This is a genomic window from Nocardia sp. NPDC056611 (assembly GCF_042792755.1).
Classification (GTDB): Bacteria; Actinomycetota; Actinomycetes; order Mycobacteriales; family Mycobacteriaceae; genus Nocardia.
In genome coordinates this window covers 853,214-875,624 of the sequence record NZ_JBHTVV010000004.1, presented here as the reverse complement: position 1 = coordinate 875,624, position 22,411 = coordinate 853,214, and the positions used below count along the sequence as shown (strand labels likewise).

Sequence of the window (22,411 nt, the reverse complement as noted above, 5' to 3'; positions counted from 1 at the left end):
GAGATACGAGGCTACTGGCTGGTCACCAGCGCCCGGGCCACCACCTCGCGCCCCGGGCTCGTCAGCTCACGTGCAGATCGCGGCCGGGGATGGCTTCGAGCAGGCGCCGGGTATACGGCGACCGCGGGTTCGCGAACAGGTCGGTGGTGGACGCCGATTCGGCCACCTTCCCGTCCTGCATGACCAGGACCGAATCGGCGATCTGCCGCACCACCGCGAGGTCATGGGTGATGAACAGGTAGGAGAGCCCGAATTCGGCCTGCAGGGTGTTGAGCAGCTCGAGGATCTGGTCCTGCACCAGGACGTCGAGCGCGGACACCGCCTCGTCGCACACGATCAGCTCGGGTTCCAGCGCCAGCGCGCGGGCGATGGCGACGCGTTGCCTCTGGCCGCCGGACAATTCGCGCGGATAGCGGGCGGCCACGGCGGACGGCAGGGCCACCAGGTCCAGGAGTTCCCGGACGCGGGCGTCGCGCGACTCCCGGGTGCCGATGCGGTGGGTGCGCAGCGGTTCGGCGATGGCGCGATGGATCGAGTAGGTGGGATCCAGTGACCCGTAGGGGTTCTGGAAGATCGGCTGGATCCGCCGCCGGAAGGCGAGCGGCGTCCGGCGGGCGAGCTCGGCGACGTCCTGGCCGTCGAAGTGCACCGAACCCGCTGTGGGCGTGTCCAATCCGAGTACCAGGGATGCCACCGTCGTCTTGCCGGAGCCCGATTCCCCGACCAGCGCGGTGGTCGTTCCCCGCCGCAGCCGGAACGAGACATTGTCGGCCGCAGTGAATTCCGTGTGCTTCCACGGCACCGACCCGCGCACCCGATACCGCTTGGTGAGCCCCTCGGCGACCACGATGTCGCCGGGCACGTCGGCCGCTTCGGCGTCGGCCACGTCGATGGCGAGGTTCCGGTAGGCGGCGCGTTCGGCGGTGGTGGCGCTGCGCCGAGCCGCCAGCGAGGGCGCCGCGGCCACCAGTCGTCGCGTGTATTCGTGGCGGGGATCGCGCAGGATCTCCGCCGCCGGTCCGGATTCCACCACCCGCCCGCGGTACATGACCACCAGGTGTTCGGCGCGTTCGGCGGCGAGCCCGAGGTCGTGGGTGATGAGCAGCAGCGCGGTGCCGAGTTCGCGGGTCAGTTCGTCGATGTGGTCGAGGATCTGGCGTTGCACGGTGACGTCGAGCGCGGAGGTCGGTTCGTCGGCGATGAGCAGTTTCGGCCGCGCCGAGAGCCCGATGGCGATGAGCGCGCGCTGTCGCATCCCGCCGGAGTATTCGTGGGGGTACTGGCCGACGCGCCGTTCGGGTTCCTTGATCCCCGCCTCGGCGAGCAGTTCCACGGCTCGCTGCCGCGCGGCCCGTCCGCGCGCGATGCCGTTGGCGGCCAGGGTCTCCGAGATCTGGAATCCGACTTTCCACACCGGATCGAGGTTGGACATGGGGTCCTGCGGCACGAATCCGATCCCGTTGCCGCGCACCGCGACCAGCTCCGATTCGGATGCTCCCGCGAGATCCCGCCCCTGGAACAGGATGCTGCCGGATTCGACGCGCCCGCCGCCGGGCAGCAGTCCGATAACGGCGTGCGCGGTGGTGGACTTCCCGGACCCGGACTCTCCCACGATGGCCACGGTCTGGCCGGGGTACACGGTGAGGTTCACCCCGCGCACCGCCTCGACCCGGTTGTCCCCGGATCCGAAACACACTCGCAGGTCCCGGATGTCGAGCAGGGGCTCGGTCATCGCCGCTCCTTGGGGTCGAGTGCGTCGCGCAGCGCGTCACCGAGCATGATGAAGCCGAGCACGGTCAGCGCCAGCGCGGTGGCCGGGTAGAACAGGATGAGCGATCCGGCGCGCAGTTGCCGCTGTCCGGCCGCGATGTCCGCGCCCCAGGACACTTCGGTGGGCGGCAGTCCGACGCCGAGGAACGACAGGGTGGCCTCGGTGACGATGAAGACGCCCAGCCAGATGGTGGTCACCACGATGACCGGTCCGAGCGCGTTGGGGATGATGTGCCGCACCAGGATCCGGAATCGCGACACCCCGAGCGCTTGGGCCGCGAGCACGTAGTCGCTGCCCTTGGCGGCGAGGACCGAGCCGCGGGCGATGCGCGCGACCTGCGGCCAGGTGAAGGCCGCGAGGATGGCGATCACCACCCAGATGGTGCGGTGCCCGGCCAGCTGCATGAGGACGATGGCGGCCAGCATGAGCGGGATGGCGTACACGATCTCGGCGATCCGGGAGATGATCGAATCCAGCGGTCCCCCATAGAATCCCGCGAGCGCGCCGAGGCTGCCGCCGACGAGCAGGAACAGCAGGGTGGCCCCGACGCCGGTGAGCACGGAGGCCCGCGCGCCGTAGATGGTGCGGGCGTAGATGTCGCAGCCTTGCAGGTCGTAACCGAACCAGTGGTCCCGATTCGGTGGCGCGAGACTGAAATCCACCACGCAGTGCCGCGGATCCTGTCCGGTGAACAGGCCCGGGAACGCGGCGACCAGCAGCACCAGCACGATGATGGCCATCGAGACCAGGAACAGCGGTTTCCGGCGCAGCTGCCGCCAGGCCGAGCCCCAGAATCCGGCGGGCGCGCCGTGCACGTCGACCCGGTCGGTGGCGACCACTTCGACGGCGTCGGGCGGCGCCACCCAGCGTTCCTGGCCGGGTCGCGGATCACGCCGGGGCGGTGAGGTTTCGGGCATGTCGGCGCTCCCGTCAGGCATAGCGGATCCGCGGGTCGAGCACGGCGTAGAGCAGGTCCACGATCAGGTTGGAGAGCAGGAAGATGACGATGAGCGCGGTCACGAAGGACACCACGGTCGGCGCCTCACCGCGTACCACGGCCTGGTAGAGGGTGCCGCCGACGCCGGGGATATTGAAGATGCCCTCGGTGACGATGGCCCCGCCCATGAGCGCGCCCAGGTCGGCGCCCACGAAGGTGACCACCGGGATCAGCGAGTTGCGCAGGATGTGCACCACGACCACCCGCCGCCGCGGCAGGCCCTTGGCGGTGGCGGTGCGCACGAAATCGGCGTCCTTGTTCTCCGCCACCGAGTTCCGGGTCAGCCGCAGCACGTAGGCGAAGGACAGCGAGGCGAGGACCAGCGCGGGCAGGACGAGCCGCGGGATGCTCACGTCGGAGCCGACGGTGACGGGCGCGAGATGCCAGGTGACGCCGAACAGGAACTGGGCCAGGAATCCGATCACGAAGATGGGCATGGCGATCACGAGCAGGCTGAGCACCAGCATGGTGGAGTCGAACCAGCCGCCCTTGCGCAGTCCGGCGATCACGCCGAACGCGATGCCGAACACCGCCTCGAAGAACACCGCGAGCAGCGCCAGCCGGAAGGTGATCGGGAAGGCGCGGGCGAGCACTTCGCGCACCGGCCGTCCCGAGTACGAGGTGCCGAAGTCGAGGGTGACGATGCCCTTCAGGTAGTGCAGGTATTGCCACCAGAACGGTTTGTCCAGCCCGTATTGCGCTTTCAGCTGCGCTTCCAGCGCCGGTGTCAGCGTGCGCTGCCCGGCCAGCGCCGTGACCGACCCGCCGGTGACCTTCCAGATCAGGAAGTAGATGAGCAGCGTCGCACCGAAGAACACCGGGATCATCTGCAGCAGCCGCCGCGCTATGTACCAGGCCATCAGGTCACCTCAGCTCGATGTTCTCGAAGTCGGCCAGTCCGTTCCAGGTCATGACCACGTCGCGGACGCGTTTGGAGTAGCCGGCGGAGTTGATGTAGTCGAAGACCGGGATGGTGGGCAGGTCGCGCAGCAGCACGGATTGGGCCTGCCCCACCAGCTTCCACGACTCTGCTTCGGTGGGCGCGGCTTCGGCGGCGGTGAGCAGCCGGTCGAATTCCGGGTTGCTGTAGCCGACGTCGTTGGATTCCGAGCCGGTCACGAAGCCGGGTTCGAGGAATTGCAACATGGTCGGGTAGTCGCCCTGCCAGCCGTAGCGGAAGGCCTTGCCGATGGTGTGGTGTACGACCTGGTCGCGCAGCTGCTTGAAGGTCGGGTAGGGCGCGCCGACGGCGTCGATGTGCAGCGTATTGCGAATGCTGTTGGCCAGGGCGTCGATCCAGGCCTGGTGGCCACCGTCGGCGTTGTAGGCGATCTCGAAGCTCCCGCTCCAGGGCGCGATGGCGTCGGCCTGGTTCCACAGCCGGACGGCTTCGGCCGGGTTGTAGTCGAGGACGTTGGAGCCGGGCAGGTTCGGATCGAATCCGGGCAGCACGGCGGAGGTGAAGTCGCGGGCCGGAATTCGGGTGCCGTGGAAGATCTTCCGCCCGATCTGCGCGCGATCGATGGCCATCGACAGTGCCTGCCGCCGCAGCCGCCCCTCCTCACCGCCGAAGTGCGCCATGTTCGACGGGAAGCCGAGCCACTGGTTCTGCGCGGTGGGGGCCTCGATGGCGCGGTCGCCGAGATCGTGCTTGTAGACGGCGATGGCGCTGTCGGGGACGGTGTCGAGCACGTCGAGATTGTCGGCCAGCAGGTCGGAGTAGGCGGCGTCGAAGTTGGAGTAGAACACGAAGGTCAGGCCCTTGTTGCGGGGCGGCCGCCCGCCCCGGTAGCGCTCGTTCGGCACCACGGTGAGCTGGACGTCGTGCTGCCAGGCGTTGCCGTCGGCGAATCGGTAGGGGCCGTTGCCGATCGGGTGCTGCCCGAAGGCCTTCATGTCCTTGAAGGCGGCGGCGGGCAGCGGATAGAACGGCGCGTACGCCAGCCGGGTCCGGAAGTCGATGGTGGGCGCCACCAGGTCGACGGTGAAGTGCAGGTCGTCGACCACCTTCAGGCCCGACATGGTCTGCGCGCGTGGGGGATCCGCCTGCACGTCCGCGAAGCCGACGATCGGCCCGTAGGTGTAGCTCTGCAGCTGCGCGTTGGTGACCAGCGCCCCGTAGTTCCAGGCGTCGACGAAAGAGTGTGCGGTGACCGGCGTTCCGTCGCTGAAGGTCCACCCGGGTTTCAGGGTGATCCGGTAGTGCTGCTGGTCGGTGGTGTCGATGGACTGGGCGACCTCGTCGTGCAGGGCGCCGCGCTGGTCGATGTAGCGCAGTCCGGCGAAGAGCCGGTCGACGATGCGCCCGCCGCCGTTCTCGCTGGTATTGGAGGGGATCAGCGGATTCTGCGGCTCGGTGCCGTTGACGGCGACCATGTCCCCGTAGGCCGGAGTGACGGCGCATCCGGTGAGTCCCGCGGCGGCGATCAGCGCGAGCACCGCGGCCAGTACGGCGATCCCTCTGATTCTCAACGCGTTCTCCCGCCTCGAGCCGCTGTCGGTGAAAGGGACAGTAGCCACCCGCACCCCGGTTGTCAGCGGTAACGCCCCACCGATCGAGACAGCGAGTCCCGGCCCAGGTCACAGTCGGTTAGGGTCGGACGTGGCCGCCGTCACCCCCACGCGGCATGCACGCGAGAGAAGAAGAGACGAGATGACCGAGACATCCGCCGACCACCTGGATGCCTTTCCGCCCAGCGCTGAGTTCGCGGCCGCCGCCAATGGCGACGCCTCTCTTTACACTCAGGCCCAAGCCGACCGCGAGGGCTTCTGGGCCGAGCAGGCGCGACGGCTGCACTGGCATCAGCCGTTCACCCAGGTACTGGACTGGGATGACGCCCCCTTCGCCAAGTGGTTCGCCGATGGCAAGCTCAATGTCGCCTACAACTGCGTGGACCGGCACGTCATCGACGGGCACGGCGACCAGGTCGCCATCCACTGGGAGGGCGAGCCGGGCGATTCCCGCGCCATCACCTACGCCGAACTGCTGGCCGAGGTGTCCCGCGCGGCGAACTACCTGACCGGCCTGGGCCTGGTCGCGGGCGACCGGGTCGCCATCTACATGCCGATGGTCCCCGAGGCCATCGTGTCGATGCTGGCCTGCGCCCGCCTGGGCCTGACCCATTCGGTGGTGTTCGCGGGCTTCTCGCCCAGCGCCCTGCGCCAGCGCGTCGACGACGCCGCGGCCAAGCTGGTCATCACCACCGACGGCCAGTGGCGGCGTGGCGCCGCGGCCCCGCTCAAGGCGGCCGTGGACGAGGCTCTCGCCGAAGGTGATTCGACCGTCGAGCACGTGCTGGTGGTGCGCCGCACCGGCCTCGACACCGAGATGACCGAGGGCCGCGACATCTGGTGGGACGAGACCGTCTCGCTGTCCTCCCCCGAGCACGAGGCGCAGGCCTTCGACGCCGAGCACCCACTGTTCATCCTCTACACCTCCGGCACCACCGGGAAGCCCAAGGGCATCCTGCACACCTCCGGCGGCTACCTGACCCAGGCGGCGTACACCCACCACCAGGTGTTCGACCACAAGCCCGGTCAGGACGTGTACTGGTGCACCGCCGACATCGGCTGGGTGACCGGGCACAGCTACATCGTGTACGGCCCGCTCGCCAACCGCGCCACCGAGATCGTCTACGAGGGCACCCCGAACTTCCCGGACGAGCACCGGCACTGGCAGATCATCGAGAAGTACGGCGTCAGCATCTATTACACGGCGCCGACGCTGGTCCGCACCTTTATGAAGTGGGGTCGCGAGATCCCGGACGCGCACGACCTGTCGAGCCTGCGGCTGCTGGGCTCGGTCGGCGAGCCGATCAACCCGGAGGCCTGGCGCTGGTACCGGGATGTGGTGGGCGGCAACAAGACTCCCATCGTGGACACCTGGTGGCAGACCGAGACCGGCGCCATCATGATCTCCCCGCTGCCGGGCGTGACCGCGGCCAAGCCGGGCGCGGCCATGACCCCGCTGCCCGGCGTCTCGGCGAAAGTCGTTGACGAGGAAGGCAATCCGGTCCAGCTGGGCGAGACCGAGGCCAACGGGTATCTGGTGCTCGACGAGCCGTGGCCGTCCATGCTGCGCGGCATCTGGGGCGACAACGAGCGCTACGTGGACACCTACTGGTCCCGCTACGCCGAGAAGGGCTGGTACTTCGCCGGCGACGGCGCCAAGCTCGACAAGGACGGGGACCTGTGGGTGCTCGGCCGCGTCGACGACGTGATGAACGTGTCGGGCCATCGCATCTCGACCGCCGAGGTGGAGTCCGCGCTGGTCGGGCACTCGGGCGTGGCCGAGGCGGCGGTGGTCGGCGCGTCCGACGACACCACCGGCCAGGGCATCGTGGCGTTCGTGATCCTGACCGCCGAGGCCAAGGACACCGGCGCGGATCTGATCACCGAGCTCAAGGCCGAGGTCTCCCGCGAGATCTCCCCCATCGCGCGCCCGCGCGAGATCCACGTGGTGCCTGAGCTGCCCAAGACCCGCTCGGGCAAGATCATGCGCCGCCTGCTGCGCGACGTGGCCGAGGGCCGGGAACTGGGCGACACCTCAACCCTGGTGGACCCCAATGTCTTCGAGGCCATCCGAGCCGGCAAGGCGTAACCGGTAGCACCCCGCGCGAGGCCCTCCGATCGCTGATCGGGGGGCCTCGCTGCCATGGGATGGTCAAGAAGTTCCGGGCAAACCGTTAGAATCGCGCAAAAGGTGTGCCGGGAAGTCTGGTCGGCATGCGGTTGTGCCGATGATCCCGTCAGTGGTGTGCACGCCGCTGTTCTGTCGAACGCACGGCTGAAAGGTGCACCCGGTGATCGCTCAGGTCCGATCGGAGCTCACGCGCTATCTGAGAACCGAAACCTTCGGTGGCGCACTCCTTCTCATCGCCGCCGCGAGCGCGCTCATCTGGATCAACTCACCGTGGGGCGCGAGCTATACCACCATGGTCGAGACCAAGCTCGCGATTCCCGCCCTCCACCTGGACCTCACGCTGGCCGACTGGACCAAGGACGGCCTGCTCGCCGTCTTCTTCTTCGTCGCCGGACTGGAGCTCAAACGCGAACTGGTGGTCGGCGAGCTCGCCGATCGCAAACGCGCCACCCTGCCCATCGTGGCCGCCGTCGGCGGCGTGATCATGCCCGCGATCATCGCCATGGTGGTCGGGCACGGCGTGGAGGGCATGGATCGCGGCTGGGCCATCCCGGTCGCCACCGATATCGCCTTCGCGCTGGCCGTGCTGGCCATGACCGGGTCGCGGATTCCGGCCAGTGCCCGGGTGTTCCTGCTCAGCCTGGCCGTGGTGGACGACCTGATCGCCATCATCCTGATCGCGGTGCTGTTCACCACCACTCTGAAGATGCTGTGGCTGCTGATCGCCGTCCTGTGCTTCGCGGGCTGGGCGCTGGGCCAGCGGTTCCGGATCGGCACCCCGTTCCTCTATGTGCCGCTGGGCCTGCTCTCCTGGTACGCCCTGCACGAAGCCGGGATTCACGCCACACTGGCGGGCGTCGCGTGCGGCCTGCTCACCCGGGTGCGCCCGGATTCCGGCGAGGACGTGCACTGCGTGCCCGCGGCCCGGCTCGAACACTTCTTCCAGCCCATCTCCGCGGCGCTGTGCGTGCCGCTGTTCGCGCTGTTCGCCTCCGGCGTCCCGCTGGATTCGGCCGTGCTGTCGAAGCTGTTCACCAACCGGATGTCGCTGGCCATCATCCTGGGTCTACTGGTCGGCAAGACAGTCGGTATCTTCGGATTCAGTTGGCTCGCCGTGCGGTTGAGGATCGCCGAACGACCGGGTGATCTCGGGTATCGGGACATGTTCGCCCTGTCGGTACTGGGCGCGATCGGCTTCACCGTTAGCCTCTTGGTGGCAGAACTGGCCTTGGAAGACGTCGGCGACGGGTCGGCGGCAGAACTCGCGAAAGCGGCTGTGTTGCTCACGTCTTTGGCGGCTTCCCTGGCCGGTTCGGCGCTACTGTTGCGTCGTGGCCGTGCTCACCAGGCACGACGTGACGAGCGCGCACTGCAAAGTCAAGAGTGACACCGGAACGTACTACCGGGACATGGAGAAGGGTCGAGCAATTGAGCTTCACACAGGGCGGTAACGGCTACGACGGGAACCGCACCCGCACCGTCACCTCGATTCCGTTGTCCGATATCGACGCCCATCAGTCGGCCACCATCGGCAGTCTGGTCCGCGACGCCACCGAGCAGATGTCGACCCTGGTGCGCGCCGAGGTGGAGCTCGCCAAGACCGAGGTCACCGGCGAGATCAAGAAGGGCCTGCAGGGCAGCGTCTTCTTCATCCTGGCGCTGACCATCCTGCTGTTCAGCTCCTTCTTCTTTTTCTTCTTCCTCGCCGAACTGCTCGACGTGTGGCTGTACCGCTGGGCCGCGTTCCTGGTGGTGTTCCTGCTGATGATCGCGGCGGTCGCGGCCTTCGCGCTGCTCGGCTACCTCAAGGTGCGCAAACTGCGCGCGCCGGAGAAGACCATCGGCTCGCTGAAGGAGACTCAGACGCTGCTGTCGAGCAGCTTCAGCCACTCCGACGAGCACTCGGTGGACGCCACCGTCGGTAGCACCGATAAATTCGGCTCCGCCGAAGTCGGCAAGCCCCGGGCCTAGACCTTCGATTACGCTCCTTCGGCGTGTCGTCGAAATCGCAGCCGGATCCGTCCGCAGTCCGCTATGACGGGCCGTGGACCCATCGCGACGTGCGCGCCAACGGCATTCGCTTCCATGTCGTCGAGGCCGCGCCCGAACCCGCCCAGCCCGGAACCAGCACGCCGCTGGTGCTACTGCTGCACGGTTTCGGCGATTTCTGGTGGTCGTGGCGGCATCAGCTGACCGGGCTGGCAGCGCGCGGCTACCGCGCCGTCGCGGTGGACCTGCGCGGCTACGGCGACACCGACAAGCCGCCGCGCGGATACGACGGCTGGACCCTCGCCGGGGACGTGGCCGGACTGGTCCGGGCTCTCGGGCACACCGAGGCCACCCTGGTCGGGCACGCCGAGGGCGGGCTGGTGTGCTGGGCCACCGCGGTCCTGCACCCCCGGGTGGTGCGGTCCATCGCCCTGATCAGCTCCCCGCACCCGGTGGCGCTGAAGCGGGCCGTGCTGCGTGACGACGCGCAACGCTCGGCCTGGCTGCCCGGCTTCCTGCGCTACCAGCTGCCGCGCCTGCCCGAGCACCGGCTCACCCGCGACGACGGCATCGATGTCGAACTGCTGCTGCGCGACCGGGTCAGCGAACGGTTCTCGGCCACCGAGGAATTCGCCGACACCGCCCGCCGCATGCGCACCGCCATCCGGATCCCCGGCGCCGCGCACTGCGCGCTGGAATACCAGCGCTGGGCCTTCCGCAGCCAATGGCGGCCCGACGGTCGGCGATTCATGTCCGCCATGAGCGAGCCCGTACGGGTGCCGACACTGGCCATGTACGGCGACCGCGACCCCTACATCCTGCCGAGCACCATCCACCGGGGACGGCAGCTGTCGCCGGAGCGGCGGCTGGTCGAGATTCCCGGCGCGGGTCACTATGCGCACCAGGAGAATCCGGAACCGGTGACCGCGGAGATCGCGAAACTGCTGGCCTGACCGGCCCATACACCGACAGCGGCCCCCGGCGAATCAGGTCGCCGGGGGCCGCTGCCGGTCTCGATCAGCTCAGCACGCAGCTGCCGGTGCCGACGGCCGTCGTCTGGCTCGAGGCCGCATCCAGTTCCGGCTTCACCTCGTCGAGGGTCAGCACGTACCCGGTGTCGTCGTCGGTGACGGCCGCGCCGAACACCACGCCCAGGATCCGGCCGTCGGTGTCCACCAGCGGACCGCCCGAGTTACCGGCCCGGACCTGACCGCGAATGGTGTACACCTCGCGCTTGACGTCGGCGTCGCGGTAGATGTTGGGGCCCTTGAGGTTCAGCGTCTCGCGCACCCGGGCCGCACTGGCCGTGTAGCGCCCGCCGCCCGGGTAGCCGAGCACGATGGAGCTCTCGCCCGTGCCGGCGTCCTTCGGGGCCAGCGCCAACGGCTGGGCATTGAGGCCCGGCACCGAGAGGATCGCGACGTCCTTCTGTGAGTCGAAGAGCACCACGGTCGCCGGGAGCGGACCGCGCGCGGTGTCCACGCTGACGCTGTTGGTGCCCGCCACCACGTGGGCGTTGGTCATGACCCGCTCCGGGGCCACCACGAAGCCCGAACCCTCCAGCTGCCGTTGGCAACTGGGTGCGATGCCGCGGATGCGCAGCACGCTGCCCTGCAGCTGCTGGGCGATGGGCAGCTGCAGCACGCTGGCGTCGGGCGGCTCCACCGCGGTGATCGGGACATGCCCGAACGGGCCGATGACGTCCGGCAGCCCGGAGGTGTTGAGCAGGTTGGAGAAGTCGGTCGGCACCCGGCGCAGCCAGTCCGGCGCGACGTGGTCGACATTGCGCAGCACCTGGGAGTTGGTGACCGCGGCCGCGATGCCCGGCTGCGAGGAGTTGGTCAGCGGCAGCGCCAGCAGCCACGCGGTGGCCAGCACCGCCACCGCCTGCAGGCCCGCGCCCACCACGCTGTCCACGCTGCGGGTGAACGGATCCCGCATGCCGCCGCGCGCGGCCCGCCCGAGCACCATGCCCGCGACCTCGCCGATGATCACCAGCGCCACGATGAGCAGCACGCCCACCAGCACCCGCGTCCGGCCTTCACTGAGGTGCTTCAGAATGTGCGGCGCGATCAGGATTCCGGCCACGGCGCCCAGGATGACGCCCAGGAAGGCCAGCGCCGAGGCGACCGCGCCCTGCCGCCACCCGGAGGTGGCCGCGAGCAACGCCAGAATGATGATGCCGAGGTCGAGCCAGCCAGAGGCGCTCATAATGTCATCCCTACCGCGGCCAGCGAGGCCTGCAGATCACGTACATCGTGATGGTCCCATTCGTGTTCCCACCCGGATACCGCCAGCAGTCCGGCGAGCACGCCGGCGGTGAACCCCCACACCAGCATTCCGTCCACGGTGAACGCCGGGCCCATATAGCCCAGCGGATGCCGCACCACGAAACGATTGGCCGGATCGATGAGCTCCCGCACCGGCACCCGCGCCACCCGGGCCGCCTCGGTCTCGCTCACCACGCCGACCGCGCCGGGCGTGCGCCAATAGGCGACCACCGGCGTCACATCGAACCGCGACGGCGGCACGAAGATCGTGGGCAGCACCGCGAGCGGCTCCACGCTCGCCGGATCCAGGCCGGTCTCCTCATTGGCCTCGCGCAGGGCCGTGCTGATCGGGCCGTCGTCCTGCGGCTCCACCCCGCCGCCGGGGAACGCCACCTGGCCGCTGTGCTGGCGCAGGGTGGCGGCACGCTGGGTGAGCAGCACGTCGGCGTCGGCCGGAAGCCCGCCCGGCGTATCGGGATCCGCCTCCGGGGAACCGCCGAACAGCACCAGCACGGCCGCGTCCCGGGGCCGGGTCGCGGCGGCGGCGAACCGCCGCATGGCACTGCGTCGCAGGACCGGGTTCACGCCGGTGGGGTCGGCCGGATCGTGCTCGGCCACCCCGCGCAGCCAGGCCGGAATCCCATTGCTGGACGCCTCGAGTCTCATCACCACACCCTCACCGAAAACCACCGCGGACCGGCCGCGCTCACGCCCGGACTCCCAATTCGGCCGCGACGGTATCGGAAATGTCCTCGACGCTGCGGAACGGGCGCACCACGACTTTGGCAACGGTGCCGTCCGCGCGCAACAGCACCGAGATCGGCAGCACGGCGGGCGCGCCGACCGCGGCGCGGACCTTGGAGTTCGGATCCACGACACCCGGCAGGTGGATGCCCAGCCCGCTCAGCCGCGACAGCGCCTTGCCGGTGCCGGGATCACTGTGCACGGTCAGCACCGTGAGCGCGGTCCCCGCCTGCTGCGAGAACTGTTGCAGCAGCGGCAGTTCCTCCGCGCACGGGCCGCACCAATAGGCCCACAGGTTGATCAGGGCGGGCTTGCCCGCCAGCGCCGAGACCAGGTCCACGGGCTTGCCGTCGGCCAGACAGTCCAGGGTGATGCCGCGCAGCGGGGTGTCGCCGACGGGCGCGCCGGTGGGCCGCGGGCAGGACGCCAGCGCGGCCGCGGCCCGATCGGCCTCGGCGACCGCCGGTTCGGCGGGGGCGGTGGTCGACCCGGTGGCGGTGCTCTTGTCATCGGTGCGGGTGAGCTGCGGCCACAGCGCGACAACGGCCGCCACGGCGACGATCACCGCCGCCAGGACCCAGCGCCACCAGGTGTTGCCCCGCGTCGCCTCGGCGCTCACAGGCCGACCAGTTCGAGAAGGTGCTCGGTCTCCGGGCCCTTCACGAGTTTGGCGGCCTCGGCCGGATCGGTCGGCCCGGTCCCGAAAGAGGGGCAGTCGTTGGCCAGCAGGCAGGCGCCGCACGCGGGCTTGCGGGCATGGCAGACGCGGCGGCCGTGGAAGATCACCCGGTGCGAGAGCATGGTCCAGTCCCGGCGCTCGATCAGTGCGCCGACGGCATGCTCGACCTTGACCGGATCCTCCTCGGCGGTCCAGCCCCAGCGCCGCACCAGCCGCCCGAAGTGGGTGTCGACGGTGATGCCGGGGACCCCGAAGGCATTGCCGAGGACGACATTCGCGGTCTTGCGCCCGATCCCCGGCAGGGTGACCAACTCGTCCAGGGTGCCGGGCAGTTCGCCGTCGAATCGCTCGACCAGTTCCTGGCCGAGCCCGATCAGCGAATTGGCCTTGTTCCGATAGAAGCCGGTGGGCCGGATGTACTCCTCCAGCTCGGCGCGATTGGCCTCGGCGTAATCGCGTGCGCTGCGGTACTTCACGAACAATGCCGGTGTGGTCTGGTTCACCCGCACATCGGTGCACTGCGCGGAAAGAATTGTGGCGACCGCCAATTCGAGCGGCGTAGTGAAATCAAGCTCACAGTGCGCGTCCGGGAACTCCCGTGTCATTTCCCGATACATCCGCCGCGCGCGCCTGACCAGGCCGGTCCGAGTCTCTTTGTCGCGCTTGCGCGCTTTGGCCGGGCGCGTGAACGATGGCGCATCCGCGACACCGACCGCGGCCTCGGCAGGAACCGCGGCAGCGTCCGATTTCGCTGTCGCGAGGCCCGAATTATCCGGGTCTGCCCCGCTCAGGGCCGCGTTGGATTCAGTGACACGCACGCGTCCACCTTACGGAACCAGCACTACGTCACAACCGGCCAGCGGGTCTGCCGTGTTCCATCTGAGACCTTCGGCGTGTTTACTGCTGCCTATGCAAGGACTCGCTGTGGTGCTGTTTCCGATAGCGCTGATGCTGTTCGCGTTGGTGATGGAACGGGTCGAGAATCGACTTCGCAAGTTGCTCGAACCCGACCCGGAGGTTCAGCAGTACCTCGATCGAGCCACGAATGCCGAGGTCAGCGATCTGACCAAGCTGGGATTGCCGGCCGCCGCCGCGCGTCCCCGGCGGGCCCGGCCCGCAACCAAGGGAATGGACGTCGCGCAGGCCAGCTGACCCGGGCGGGTCGGCGGTCGGGTGGTCCGGTGGCTACGAGCCCCGGACCACTTTTTACGATCTTCATGACGCCGGTCTCACGGCGTGTCGTAGATTCGTGTGAAGCGTGTCGCACGTTGCGTTGTGTGTCGCTTACTGGGGCTCCGCGTAGCCGAGTATCAGCTCGGCGCGTGGTGTCTATCACTACCCGGCGGTAATGCAAAGTAGACTGCACTGTCGGCCGAGTCGTTTCGGTCCAGGACAGAGCCATTTCCCATAAGGAGCACATTCGTGGACGAGGCCCTCGCCAGAGCAGGCATCTTCCAAGGCGTCGAGCCCACCGCGGTGGCCGCTCTCGCCAAACAACTACAGCCCGTTGATTTTCCGCGCGGCCACGTCATCTTCAACGAGGGTGAGCCCGGCGACCGGCTGTACATCATCACCTCGGGCAAGGTGAAGATCGGCCGCCGCTCCCCCGACGGCCGGGAGAACCTGCTGACGATCATGGGCCCGTCCGACATGTTCGGCGAGCTCTCGATCTTCGACCCGGGCCCGCGCACCTCGACGGCCACCACCGTCACCGAGGTCAGAGCCGTCACCATGGACCGGGACGCGCTCAAGGCGTGGATCGACCAGCGTCCGGAGATCGCCGAGCAGCTGCTGCGGGTGCTCGCCCGCCGCCTGCGGCGTACCAACAACAACCTGGCCGACCTGATCTTCACCGACGTGCCGGGTCGTGTCGCCAAGGCGCTGCTGCAGCTCGCCCAGCGCTTCGGCACCCAGGAAGCGGGCGCCCTGCGCGTGACCCACGACCTGACCCAGGAAGAGATCGCCCAGCTGGTCGGCGCCTCCCGCGAAACCGTGAACAAGGCCCTGGCCGACTTCGCGCACCGCGGCTGGCTGCGGCTCGAGGGCAAGAGCGTGCTGATCTCCGACTCGGAGCGGCTGGCGCGCCGCGCTCGCTGACGCGAGACGGACAAACGAATACGCCGAAAGGATCGGGCATCACCTCCGTAGCGGTGCCCGATCCTTTCGCGTTTCCATGTGCCCAGCCTGACCCGTGTGCCCAGCCTGACCCGTGCGCCCAGCCCTGACGTGTGCGCCCAGCCCTGACCTGTGCGCCTAGCCCTGCGAACGCAGGTAGGCCAGCTGGGCTTTCACCGAACTGTGCGCCGCGGGCCAGAGCCGCTTGTCGACATCGGCGTAGACCTCGGCGACGATCTGCAGGGCTTTGGCGTTGGGGCCCAGCTTCTCCAGCGCCGCGCGCACCTGGTTCAGGCGCTCCTCGCGGTGCGCGATGTAGTAGCGGATGACCGGTTCGGCATCCGGATGGTCCGGGCCGTGCGCCGGGAGCAGGGTGCGGCCGGGGGCCACCGACACCAGGCGATTCAGCGAATCCAGGTAAGCGGCCAGCGCGCCATCGGAGGATTCGAGGACCGTGGTCCCACTCCCCAGGACGGTGTCGCCGGTGAGCAGGACTCGCTCGCCGTCCGGGCCGTCGACCAGAAAACTCAGCGAATCCCCGGTGTGACCGGGGGTGGCGAGCACGGTGATGCGCACCCCGGCCGCCTCGATGACCTCCCCGTCGGCCAGGACAGTGCCCGAGCCGCGCAGGAATTCGGAGCCCTTGGCGCGCACCGGGGTTCCGGTGGCCTTCACCAGGTGGTCGATGCCGCCGGTGTGATCCGCGTGCTCGTGGGTGATCAGCGTCAGCACGATCTCGCCGCCGGTCGCGCGGACCAGCGCCTCGGTGTGCTTGCGATCCTTCGGACCCGGGTCCACCACAACGTATTCCGTGGCGCCGGGGGCGCGCAGCAGCCAGGTGTTGGTGCCCTGCAACGTCATTCCGCTGGGGTTGTCGGCCAGGACCACGGCGGCGGACGGAGTCACTTGCCGCAGTTGTTCGTACGCGGGGTGGGTGAGCGTCATACTTTTCCGTCCTAATGCACCGCGCGTGATGCGTCCAGTGTTGGACGCATCACGCTTTCGACTGTGCCCCAAGCATTTCTGTGCCCCAAAGGATTTCGGTGGGGGCTATCGCACCTCGGCGATGAGCTCCACCTCGACCGGGGTGTCGAGCGGCAGCTCGTTGACGCCGACCGCGGAGCGGGCGTGCACCCCGGCCTCGCCGAGGACCGCGCCCAGCAGCTCGGACGCGCCATTGATGACCAGCGGCTGGCTGTTGAAACCGGCCGCCGAGGCCACGAAGCCGACCACCTTGACGATGCGCACGACATTGTCGAGGCCGACCAGGTCGTGCACCACCGCGAGGGCGTTGAGCGCGGCCAGCTTGGCCATCTCCGCACCCTGCTCGATGGTGACCTCGGCGCCGAGCTTGCCGGTCAGCGGCAGTTCGCCGTTGACGAACGGCAGCTGGCCTGAGGTGTAGACGTAGTTGCCGGTCCGGACGCCCGGCACGTACACCGCGACCGGCTTCGGCGCGACCGGCAGTTCGAGCCCGAGCTCCTTCAGGTTCTCGGCCCAGGTCATCAGCTCTTCGCCCGCTTCAGGTAGGCGACGTGCTGTTCACCGGTCGGTCCGGGCAGCACGGTGACGAGTTCCCAGCCGTCGGAACCCCACTGGTCGAGGATGGCCTTGGTGGCATGGGTCAACAGGGGCACCGTCGCGTACTCCCACACGGTCACTTCACTCATGGGCTGAGAGTAGCCCCGGCGGGGTTCCCGCAGTGCCGCACCCCATCCGCCACGCCGCGGTCCAGGCCGAGGCCGGCCGCGAACCAGAAGTGGTGTATCAGACAGTTTGTCGTGCCTGTGGGCAGGAATTCGGAACGAGTTATAGGCTCGCGAGCGTGGGAGTACCGATAGCAGTGCCCGTTTCGGTTGAGCCGGGGGTCGAAGCAGGTTGGCCGGAGCGGGCGGACAAGGCCCGCCTGCATTACGTATCCGGGAAGGGGGGCACCGGGAAGTCGACGGTCGCCGCGGCGCTCGCGCTGGCACTGGCCGCCGGGGGGCGCCGGGTGCTGCTGGTCGAAGTCGAGGGCAGACAGTCCATCGCGCAGCTGTTCGATCTGCCGCCCTTGCCGCCCACCGAGACTCGCATCGCCACCGCGGACGGCGGCGGCGAGGTGATGGCGCTGGCCCTCGACGTCGAGCACGCCTTCCTGGAATACCTCGACATGTTCTACAACCTCGGCTTCGCCGGCCGGGCCATGCGCCGGGTCGGGGCCATCGAGTTCGTCACCACCATCGCGCCGGGCCTGCGGGACGTCATCCTCACCGGCAAGATCAAGGAATGCGCGGTGCGGGCCGACAAATCCGGCAAGCCCGCCTACGACGAAATCGTCATCGACGCGCCCCCGACCGGCCGGATCGCCAGCTTCCTGGACGTCACCCAGGCCATGGCCGATATCGCCGGCGGCGGGCCGATCGCCTCGCAGGCCGAGGGCGTGTCCAAACTGCTGCACTCCGAGCAGACCATGATCCACCTGGTCACGCTGCTGGAGGCGCTGCCGGTGCAGGAGACCGCCGACGCCGTCGCCGAACTCACCGCCAACGACCTGAACATCGGCACCGTCATCGTGAACCGGGCCGGCGAGGGCTACCTGCCGCGCTCCGTGCGCGAACGCGCCGCCCTCGGCGAGGTCGACGTCGACGCGCTGAAGGCCGGGCTCGCCGAGGCCGGAGTCACCTTGTCCGAGGCCGATTTCCAGGGCCTGGTCGCCGAGACCGTCGAGCACTCCGCGCGCCTGGCCGCCCAGGACGAGAGCGCCGCCGAGCTGTCCCAGCTCGACATCTCGCGGCTGTATCTGCCGTCGCTCACCGACGGCATGGATCTGGGCGGGCTCTACGAGCTGGCCGAAGTCTTGAGCGCGCAGGGGGTTCGCTAGTCATGGTCGTTCCGGCAGGCACTGTGCCCCTGGATATCTCGAAGATCATCGCCGACCCGTCGGCGCGGATCGTGGTGTGCTGCGGTTCCGGCGGCGTCGGCAAGACCACCACGGCCGCGGCCATCGCGCTGCGCGCGGCCGAGGCCGGCCGCAAGGTCGTGGTGCTGACCATCGACCCGGCCCGCCGCCTGGCCCAGTCACTGGGCGTCAGCGATCTGGGCAATGTGCCGCAGAGGGTCGAGCTCGGGCCCGAGACCAAGGGCGAACTGTTCGCCATGATGCTGAACATGCGCCGCACCTTCGACGACATGGTGCTCGAGCACACCACCCCGGACAAGGCCGAGCAGATCTTCGCCAACCCGATCTATCAGACCGTCGCGTCCTCGTTCGGTGGCACGCAGGAGTACATGGCGATGGAGAAGCTGGGCCAGCTCGCGGCCAAGCGGGAGTGGGACCTGATCGTGGTCGACACCCCGCCCTCACGGAACGCCCTGGACTTCCTGGACGCGCCGAAGCGGCTGGGCAACTTCCTCAACGGCAAGATGATCCGGGTCATCATGGCCCCGGGCCGCGGCGTCGGGAAGTTCGTCGCGGGCGCGATGAGCCTGGCGCTGCGCGGGGTCTCGACCATCGTCGGCGGCCAGCTTCTCAAAGACGCCAGTGTCTTCTTGCAGTCACTGGAATCCATGTTCGGCGGCTTCCAGGATCGGGCCGACCGCACCTACGCGATGCTGTCCCGCCCGGGCACCCACTTCCTGGTGGTGGCCGCGGCCGAACCGGACGCGCTGCGCGAGGCCAGCTTCTTCGTGGACCGGCTCTCGACCGACAAGATGCCGATGGCCGGACTGGTGCTCAACCGCACCCACCCGGTCCTGAGCTCGCTGTCCGGCGAGCAGGCGCAGGTCGCGGCGGATCGCCTGGTCCCGGAGTCCGAGAACGGCGCGACGCCCGAATCCGAGGCGGAGACGCCGGAGGCGCTCGCGGCCGCGGTGCTGCGTATCCACGCCCATCGGGCCGCCACCGCCAAGCGGGAACAGCATCTGCTGCACCGGTTCACGGGCGCCCACCCGAGCGTGCCCATCGTGGCCGTCACCGCGCTGCCCTTCGAGGTGGCCGATCTGGAGGCGCTGCGCGCCGTCGGTGACCAGCTCGTCGAGGCCGGCGCCAAGCCCGCCTGACGCGGACCGCCGAGCCCTCGGCTCGATTCCGGCTTTCGACCCTTTGGTTTGAATTGCCCGATCCGACCCCGGACACGGATCGAGCCCGCTCCCGCGGGCTCGATCCGTTCTGCTTATAGGGGGGATCTAGGTAAGGGATACTCGCTTACATCGCTACCTTCTGTGATCGCTGGACGCGGAAGAAGTCCGCCCAGCTCGTCACCTCCGGGTGCTGCTTCAGCAGCGCACGGCGCTGCCGCTCGGTCATACCGCCCCACACACCGAACTCGACTCGGTTGTCGAGGGCGTCAGCGCCGCACTCCATCAGCACCGGGCAGTGCCGGCAGATGGTGGCGGCCTTGCGCTGTGCCGCGCCACGCACGAACAGCTGGTCGGGATCCACTTCCTTGCATCGGGCCTGGGAAACCCAGGCGATTCTCGCTTCGGCCTGCTCCACGTCCAATCGAGCGATCGGGGTAGTCATGTGCATTTGGTGTGCCCCTTTGCAGTCCGAACACCGGGTCACGGCGCTCCAGAATCGCGAGTGCAGCGCGCAGTTACCCAACCCCACTGCGTTCTGCACCACATTCCACTTTGAGTGTTAGCTCTATCACACTGGGTTCTCAATCTAGATAGTCGTGTATCGGCTGCGCAAGACCGTCCCGAGATTTTCTGGTACGTCCGTCCACGCATTCGTTGCCAAGAACCGGTCAGTCCGTACCTTTGGGGACGAAAGGACACCCGTGGCGGGCGAACACCGAGTGTCCGAAAGGCCAATTAGGCTAGGGCCCGTGCCGATCACACGAACGCTCTGGAGACTGGCAGGCGCGTGCGTCTTGGCAGCCGTGCTGCTGGCCGGATTGCTGTTCCCGTTGGCCGGTGGCTTCGGGTTCATCTCCAACCGGGCCGCCGACGCCGTCGACAACGTCTCCGCCGAACTGGTCGAGGGCAGCGTGCCCGCGGTCTCGACCATGGTGGACACCAATGGGACGCCTTTCGCCTGGCTGTACGAGCAGCGCCGCTTCGAGGTGCCCAGCGACAAGATCTCCAACAACATGAAGCTGGCCCTGGTCTCGGTCGAGGACAAGCGCTTCGCCGACCACCACGGTGTGGACTGGCAGGGCACCTTCCGGGCCTTCCTGACCAACACCTCCGGCGGCCAGGTCTCCCAAGGCGGCTCGACCATCGATCAGCAGTACGTGAAGAACTACCTGCTGCTCGTGGTGGCCAAGACCGACGCCGAGCGCCGGGCCGCCACCGAGACCACCCCGGCCCGCAAGATCCGTGAGATCCGCATGGCGCTGACGCTGGACAAGCGCCTCACCAAGGACGAGATCCTCACCCGGTATCTCAACCTGGTGCCCTTCGGCAACGGCTCCTACGGCATCCAGGACGCCGCGCAGACGTACTTCGGCGTGGACGCCAAGGACCTGACCATGACGCAGTCGGCCATGCTGGCCGGCATGGTGCAGTCCAGCTCCAAGCTGAACCCGTACACCAACCCCACGGGCGTGCTGGAGCGCCGGAACACCGTGCTCGACACCTTGATCCAGAACGTGCCCAGCCGCGCGGAGGAGTTCCGTAAGGCCAAGGACACGGGACTGGGCGTGCTGCCCGAGCCCAAGGGCCTCTCGCGCGGCTGCATCGCGGCCAACGACCGCGGCTTCTTCTGCGATTACGCGATGCAGTACCTGACCAACGCCGGCATCAGCCGCGATCAGCTGGAAAAGGGCGGCTACCTGATCAAGACCACCCTGGACCCGGCCGTGCAGGACCAGGTGCGGGACTCGCTGGCCGCCAACACCAATCCGAATCTCGACGACATCGCCGAGGTCATGAACATCATCGCCCCCGGCCAGGATTCGCATCCGCTGCTGGCCATGGGCTCGAGCCGGGTCTATGGCCTGGACGCCAACGCGCATCAGACCGTGCAGCCGCAGCCGTACTCGATGGTCGGCGACGGCGCGGGCTCGATCTTCAAGATCTTCACCACGGCCGCGGCCATGGAGAAGGGCCTGGGCATCAACGCCACCCTCGATGTTCCGGCGTTCTTCTCCGCCAAGGGCATGGGTAACTCCGGCACGCCCGGCTGTCCGCCCGAGACGTACTGCGTGAAGAACGCGGGCGCCTACAAGGGTTCGATGTCGGTGACCGAGGCGCTGGCCACCTCGCCGAACACGGCCTTCGTCAAGCTGATCCAGGCTGTCGGCGTGGCCCCGACCGTGGACATGGCGGTCCGGCTCGGCATGCGCTCGTACACCCTGCCCGGCACCTCCGGACACGGGAACCAGAGCCTCTCGGACATGATCAAGGACCAGAACCTGGGCTCGTTCACCCTGGGGCCGGTCGCGATCAACCCGGTGGAGCTGTCGAATGTGGCCGCCACCCTGGCCTCCGGCGGCAAGTGGTGCCCGCCCACCCCGATCCGCGAGGTGATCGACCGCAGCGGCAAGCAGGTACCGCTGACCCAGCAGGCGTGTGAGCAGGTGGTCGACCCGGGTCTGGCCAATACCCTCGCGGTGGCGCTGGGCCAGGACGTGGTGAGCGGCACGGGTGCCGGTTCCGCGCATTCCGTCGGCTGGAACATTCCGACCTCGGCGAAGACCGGCACCACCGAGAGTCACCGGTCCTCGGCCTTCCTGGCCTTCACCAACGGTTTCGCCGGCGCCTCCTACGTCTACGGCGACAGCCCGACGCCCGGTGAGATCTGCTCGTTCCCGCTGCGCAGCTGCGGCAGCGGAAACCTGTACGGCGGTAACGAGCCGGCCCGCACCTACCTGGGCGCGATGAAGAACGTGCTCGACCGGTTCCCGCCGGCCGTGCTGCCGCCGGTCGACGACAAGTACGTGCGCGGATCGAACAACTCGCAGATCCCGGACGTGATCGGCATGCAGCAGGCCGAGGCCAACGCGGCGCTGGTCGGCGCGGGCTTCCAGGTGTCGGTGGTGACCCAGCCGGGCGCGGGCAAGGGCACGGTCATGAACGTGTCGCCCAACGGGTCGGCGATTCCCGGCTCGGTGATCACCATGTACGTCAGCGACGGCAGTCAGCTGCCGGTGACGGCGCCGCCGAACGCGCCGCCGTCCGTGCCGGGGCTGCCGGGCATCACGATCCCGGCGTTGCCGCCGATCCCGATCCCGATTCCCATCCCGCGCTAGCCGCGAACGAAAGGCCCGGAGCGAGT

The 22,411-nt window shown here is 68.6% G+C and carries 21 protein-coding genes; 9 read left to right on the top strand and 12 right to left on the bottom strand.

What is annotated here, in order from left to right:
* Positions 1-61: 61 nt before the first annotated feature.
* The 4 genes from ACFRAQ_RS25395 to ACFRAQ_RS25380 are packed head-to-tail and all read right to left on the bottom strand — an operon-like array spanning position 62 to position 5,240.
* Positions 62-1,732: a dipeptide ABC transporter ATP-binding protein gene (locus ACFRAQ_RS25395; protein ID WP_379103654.1), complete on the bottom strand. Its 1,671-nt coding sequence runs from the start codon at positions 1,730-1,732 to the stop codon at positions 62-64.
* Positions 1,729-2,688 carry an ABC transporter permease gene (locus tag ACFRAQ_RS25390; RefSeq protein ID WP_379103652.1) on the bottom strand — a complete coding sequence of 320 codons (960 nt, stop codon included), beginning with the start codon at positions 2,686-2,688 and terminating at the stop codon, positions 1,729-1,731. Before ACFRAQ_RS25390 ends, ACFRAQ_RS25395 begins: the two co-directional genes overlap by 4 nt.
* 13 nt (positions 2,689-2,701) lie before the next feature.
* Positions 2,702-3,628: an ABC transporter permease gene (locus ACFRAQ_RS25385; RefSeq protein ID WP_357087656.1), complete on the bottom strand. Its 927-nt coding sequence runs from the start codon at positions 3,626-3,628 to the stop codon at positions 2,702-2,704.
* A 4-nt stretch (positions 3,629-3,632) separates the two neighbouring features.
* Complete coding sequence (locus tag ACFRAQ_RS25380) at positions 3,633-5,240, bottom strand: ABC transporter substrate-binding protein (RefSeq protein WP_379103649.1); 1,608 nt, start codon at positions 5,238-5,240, stop codon at positions 3,633-3,635.
* 181 nt (positions 5,241-5,421) lie between these two features.
* Between ACFRAQ_RS25380 and acs the strand changes: the two genes are divergently transcribed.
* From acs to ACFRAQ_RS25360, 4 genes are all read left to right on the top strand, one after another.
* The gene (gene acs, locus ACFRAQ_RS25375) at positions 5,422-7,368 is read left to right on the top strand and encodes an acetate--CoA ligase (protein WP_379103647.1); all 1,947 of its coding nucleotides are present in this window, start codon (positions 5,422-5,424) and stop codon (positions 7,366-7,368) included.
* 202 nt (positions 7,369-7,570) lie between these two features.
* Positions 7,571-8,797 carry a Na+/H+ antiporter NhaA gene (gene nhaA, locus ACFRAQ_RS25370; RefSeq protein WP_379103645.1) on the top strand — a complete coding sequence of 409 codons (1,227 nt, stop codon included), beginning with the start codon at positions 7,571-7,573 and terminating at the stop codon, positions 8,795-8,797.
* A gap of 41 nt (positions 8,798-8,838) precedes the next feature.
* Positions 8,839-9,381 (top strand): phage holin family protein, encoded by a 543-nt coding sequence (locus ACFRAQ_RS25365; protein WP_357275585.1) that lies wholly within the window; start codon positions 8,839-8,841, stop codon positions 9,379-9,381.
* 23 nt (positions 9,382-9,404) lie between these two features.
* Positions 9,405-10,352 carry an alpha/beta fold hydrolase gene (locus ACFRAQ_RS25360; protein ID WP_379103642.1) on the top strand — a complete coding sequence of 316 codons (948 nt, stop codon included), beginning with the start codon at positions 9,405-9,407 and terminating at the stop codon, positions 10,350-10,352.
* A 64-nt stretch (positions 10,353-10,416) separates the two neighbouring features.
* On the opposite strand, the gene ACFRAQ_RS25355 is transcribed toward ACFRAQ_RS25360, so the two are convergent.
* Genes ACFRAQ_RS25355 through nth form a run of 4 tightly spaced genes read right to left on the bottom strand, consistent with a single transcriptional unit; the run spans position 10,417 to position 13,709 of the window.
* A complete protein-coding gene (locus tag ACFRAQ_RS25355; RefSeq protein ID WP_379103640.1) occupies positions 10,417-11,610 on the bottom strand; it encodes a MarP family serine protease in 1,194 nt (397 codons plus the stop codon).
* Positions 11,607-12,335, bottom strand: a complete 729-nt coding sequence (locus ACFRAQ_RS25350; RefSeq protein ID WP_379103637.1) for an NUDIX hydrolase — start codon at positions 12,333-12,335, stop codon at positions 11,607-11,609. The genes ACFRAQ_RS25355 and ACFRAQ_RS25350 overlap by 4 nt, the downstream gene beginning before the upstream one ends.
* 40 nt (positions 12,336-12,375) lie before the next feature.
* Positions 12,376-13,032, bottom strand: coding sequence for a TlpA family protein disulfide reductase (locus tag ACFRAQ_RS25345; protein WP_379103635.1), 657 nt, complete (start codon positions 13,030-13,032; stop codon positions 12,376-12,378).
* Entirely contained in the window at positions 13,029-13,709 is a 681-nt protein-coding gene (gene nth, locus ACFRAQ_RS25340; RefSeq protein WP_379103803.1) for an endonuclease III, read from the bottom strand. Before nth ends, ACFRAQ_RS25345 begins: the two co-directional genes overlap by 4 nt.
* A gap of 307 nt (positions 13,710-14,016) precedes the next feature.
* On the opposite strand from nth, the gene ACFRAQ_RS25335 reads away from it, so the two are divergent.
* The gene (locus ACFRAQ_RS25335) at positions 14,017-14,244 is read left to right on the top strand and encodes a hypothetical protein (RefSeq protein WP_379103633.1); all 228 of its coding nucleotides are present in this window, start codon (positions 14,017-14,019) and stop codon (positions 14,242-14,244) included.
* A gap of 270 nt (positions 14,245-14,514) precedes the next feature.
* Positions 14,515-15,189, top strand: coding sequence for a Crp/Fnr family transcriptional regulator (locus ACFRAQ_RS25330; RefSeq protein WP_019044571.1), 675 nt, complete (start codon positions 14,515-14,517; stop codon positions 15,187-15,189).
* Between the two features lie 156 nt (positions 15,190-15,345).
* On the opposite strand, the gene ACFRAQ_RS25325 is transcribed toward ACFRAQ_RS25330, so the two are convergent.
* The 3 genes from ACFRAQ_RS25325 to ACFRAQ_RS25315 form a co-directional block, all read right to left on the bottom strand.
* A complete protein-coding gene (locus ACFRAQ_RS25325; RefSeq protein ID WP_379103631.1) occupies positions 15,346-16,152 on the bottom strand; it encodes an MBL fold metallo-hydrolase in 807 nt (268 codons plus the stop codon).
* Between the two features lie 105 nt (positions 16,153-16,257).
* Entirely contained in the window at positions 16,258-16,713 is a 456-nt protein-coding gene (locus ACFRAQ_RS25320; RefSeq protein WP_379103628.1) for a RidA family protein, read from the bottom strand.
* On the bottom strand, positions 16,713-16,877 hold the full coding sequence (locus ACFRAQ_RS25315; RefSeq protein WP_213558954.1) for a DUF4177 domain-containing protein: 165 nt from the start codon (positions 16,875-16,877) through the stop codon (positions 16,713-16,715). The genes ACFRAQ_RS25320 and ACFRAQ_RS25315 overlap by 1 nt, the downstream gene beginning before the upstream one ends.
* 173 nt (positions 16,878-17,050) lie before the next feature.
* On the opposite strand from ACFRAQ_RS25315, the gene ACFRAQ_RS25310 reads away from it, so the two are divergent.
* Together ACFRAQ_RS25310 and ACFRAQ_RS25305 are read left to right on the top strand one after the other, a co-directional pair.
* A complete protein-coding gene (locus ACFRAQ_RS25310) occupies positions 17,051-18,070 on the top strand; it encodes an ArsA-related P-loop ATPase (RefSeq protein ID WP_379103626.1) in 1,020 nt (339 codons plus the stop codon).
* A 2-nt stretch (positions 18,071-18,072) separates the two neighbouring features.
* A complete protein-coding gene (locus ACFRAQ_RS25305; RefSeq protein WP_379103624.1) occupies positions 18,073-19,248 on the top strand; it encodes an ArsA family ATPase in 1,176 nt (391 codons plus the stop codon).
* 145 nt (positions 19,249-19,393) lie between these two features.
* Here the strand turns inward: ACFRAQ_RS25305 and ACFRAQ_RS25300 are convergent, their stop codons facing one another.
* Positions 19,394-19,717, bottom strand: a complete 324-nt coding sequence (locus ACFRAQ_RS25300; protein ID WP_033089817.1) for a WhiB family transcriptional regulator — start codon at positions 19,715-19,717, stop codon at positions 19,394-19,396.
* 301 nt (positions 19,718-20,018) lie between these two features.
* On the opposite strand from ACFRAQ_RS25300, the gene ACFRAQ_RS25295 reads away from it, so the two are divergent.
* On the top strand, positions 20,019-22,385 hold the full coding sequence (locus ACFRAQ_RS25295) for a penicillin-binding protein (RefSeq protein ID WP_379103622.1): 2,367 nt from the start codon (positions 20,019-20,021) through the stop codon (positions 22,383-22,385).
* The last annotated feature ends 26 nt before the right edge of the window (positions 22,386-22,411 follow it).

Bases quoted from the DNA above. Each gene is read 5' to 3' on its own strand.
- ACFRAQ_RS25300 (WP_033089817.1), bottom strand. From the start codon at position 19,717: ATGCACATGACTACCCCGATCGCTCGATTGGACGTGGAGCAGGCCGAA.
- ACFRAQ_RS25355 (WP_379103640.1), bottom strand. From the start codon at position 11,610: ATGAGCGCCTCTGGCTGGCTCGACCTCGGCATCATCATTCTGGCGTTG.
- acs (WP_379103647.1), top strand. From the start codon at position 5,422: ATGACCGAGACATCCGCCGACCACCTGGATGCCTTTCCGCCCAGCGCT.
- ACFRAQ_RS25325 (WP_379103631.1), bottom strand. From the start codon at position 16,152: ATGACGCTCACCCACCCCGCGTACGAACAACTGCGGCAAGTGACTCCG.
- ACFRAQ_RS25320 (WP_379103628.1), bottom strand. From the start codon at position 16,713: ATGACCTGGGCCGAGAACCTGAAGGAGCTCGGGCTCGAACTGCCGGTC.
- ACFRAQ_RS25315 (WP_213558954.1), bottom strand. From the start codon at position 16,877: ATGAGTGAAGTGACCGTGTGGGAGTACGCGACGGTGCCCCTGTTGACC.
- ACFRAQ_RS25350 (WP_379103637.1), bottom strand. From the start codon at position 12,335: ATGAGACTCGAGGCGTCCAGCAATGGGATTCCGGCCTGGCTGCGCGGG.
- nth (WP_379103803.1), bottom strand. From the start codon at position 13,709: ATGTATCGGGAAATGACACGGGAGTTCCCGGACGCGCACTGTGAGCTT.
- ACFRAQ_RS25305 (WP_379103624.1), top strand. From the start codon at position 18,073: ATGGTCGTTCCGGCAGGCACTGTGCCCCTGGATATCTCGAAGATCATC.
- ACFRAQ_RS25385 (WP_357087656.1), bottom strand. From the start codon at position 3,628: ATGGCCTGGTACATAGCGCGGCGGCTGCTGCAGATGATCCCGGTGTTC.
- ACFRAQ_RS25395 (WP_379103654.1), bottom strand. From the start codon at position 1,732: ATGACCGAGCCCCTGCTCGACATCCGGGACCTGCGAGTGTGTTTCGGA.
- ACFRAQ_RS25390 (WP_379103652.1), bottom strand. From the start codon at position 2,688: ATGCCCGAAACCTCACCGCCCCGGCGTGATCCGCGACCCGGCCAGGAA.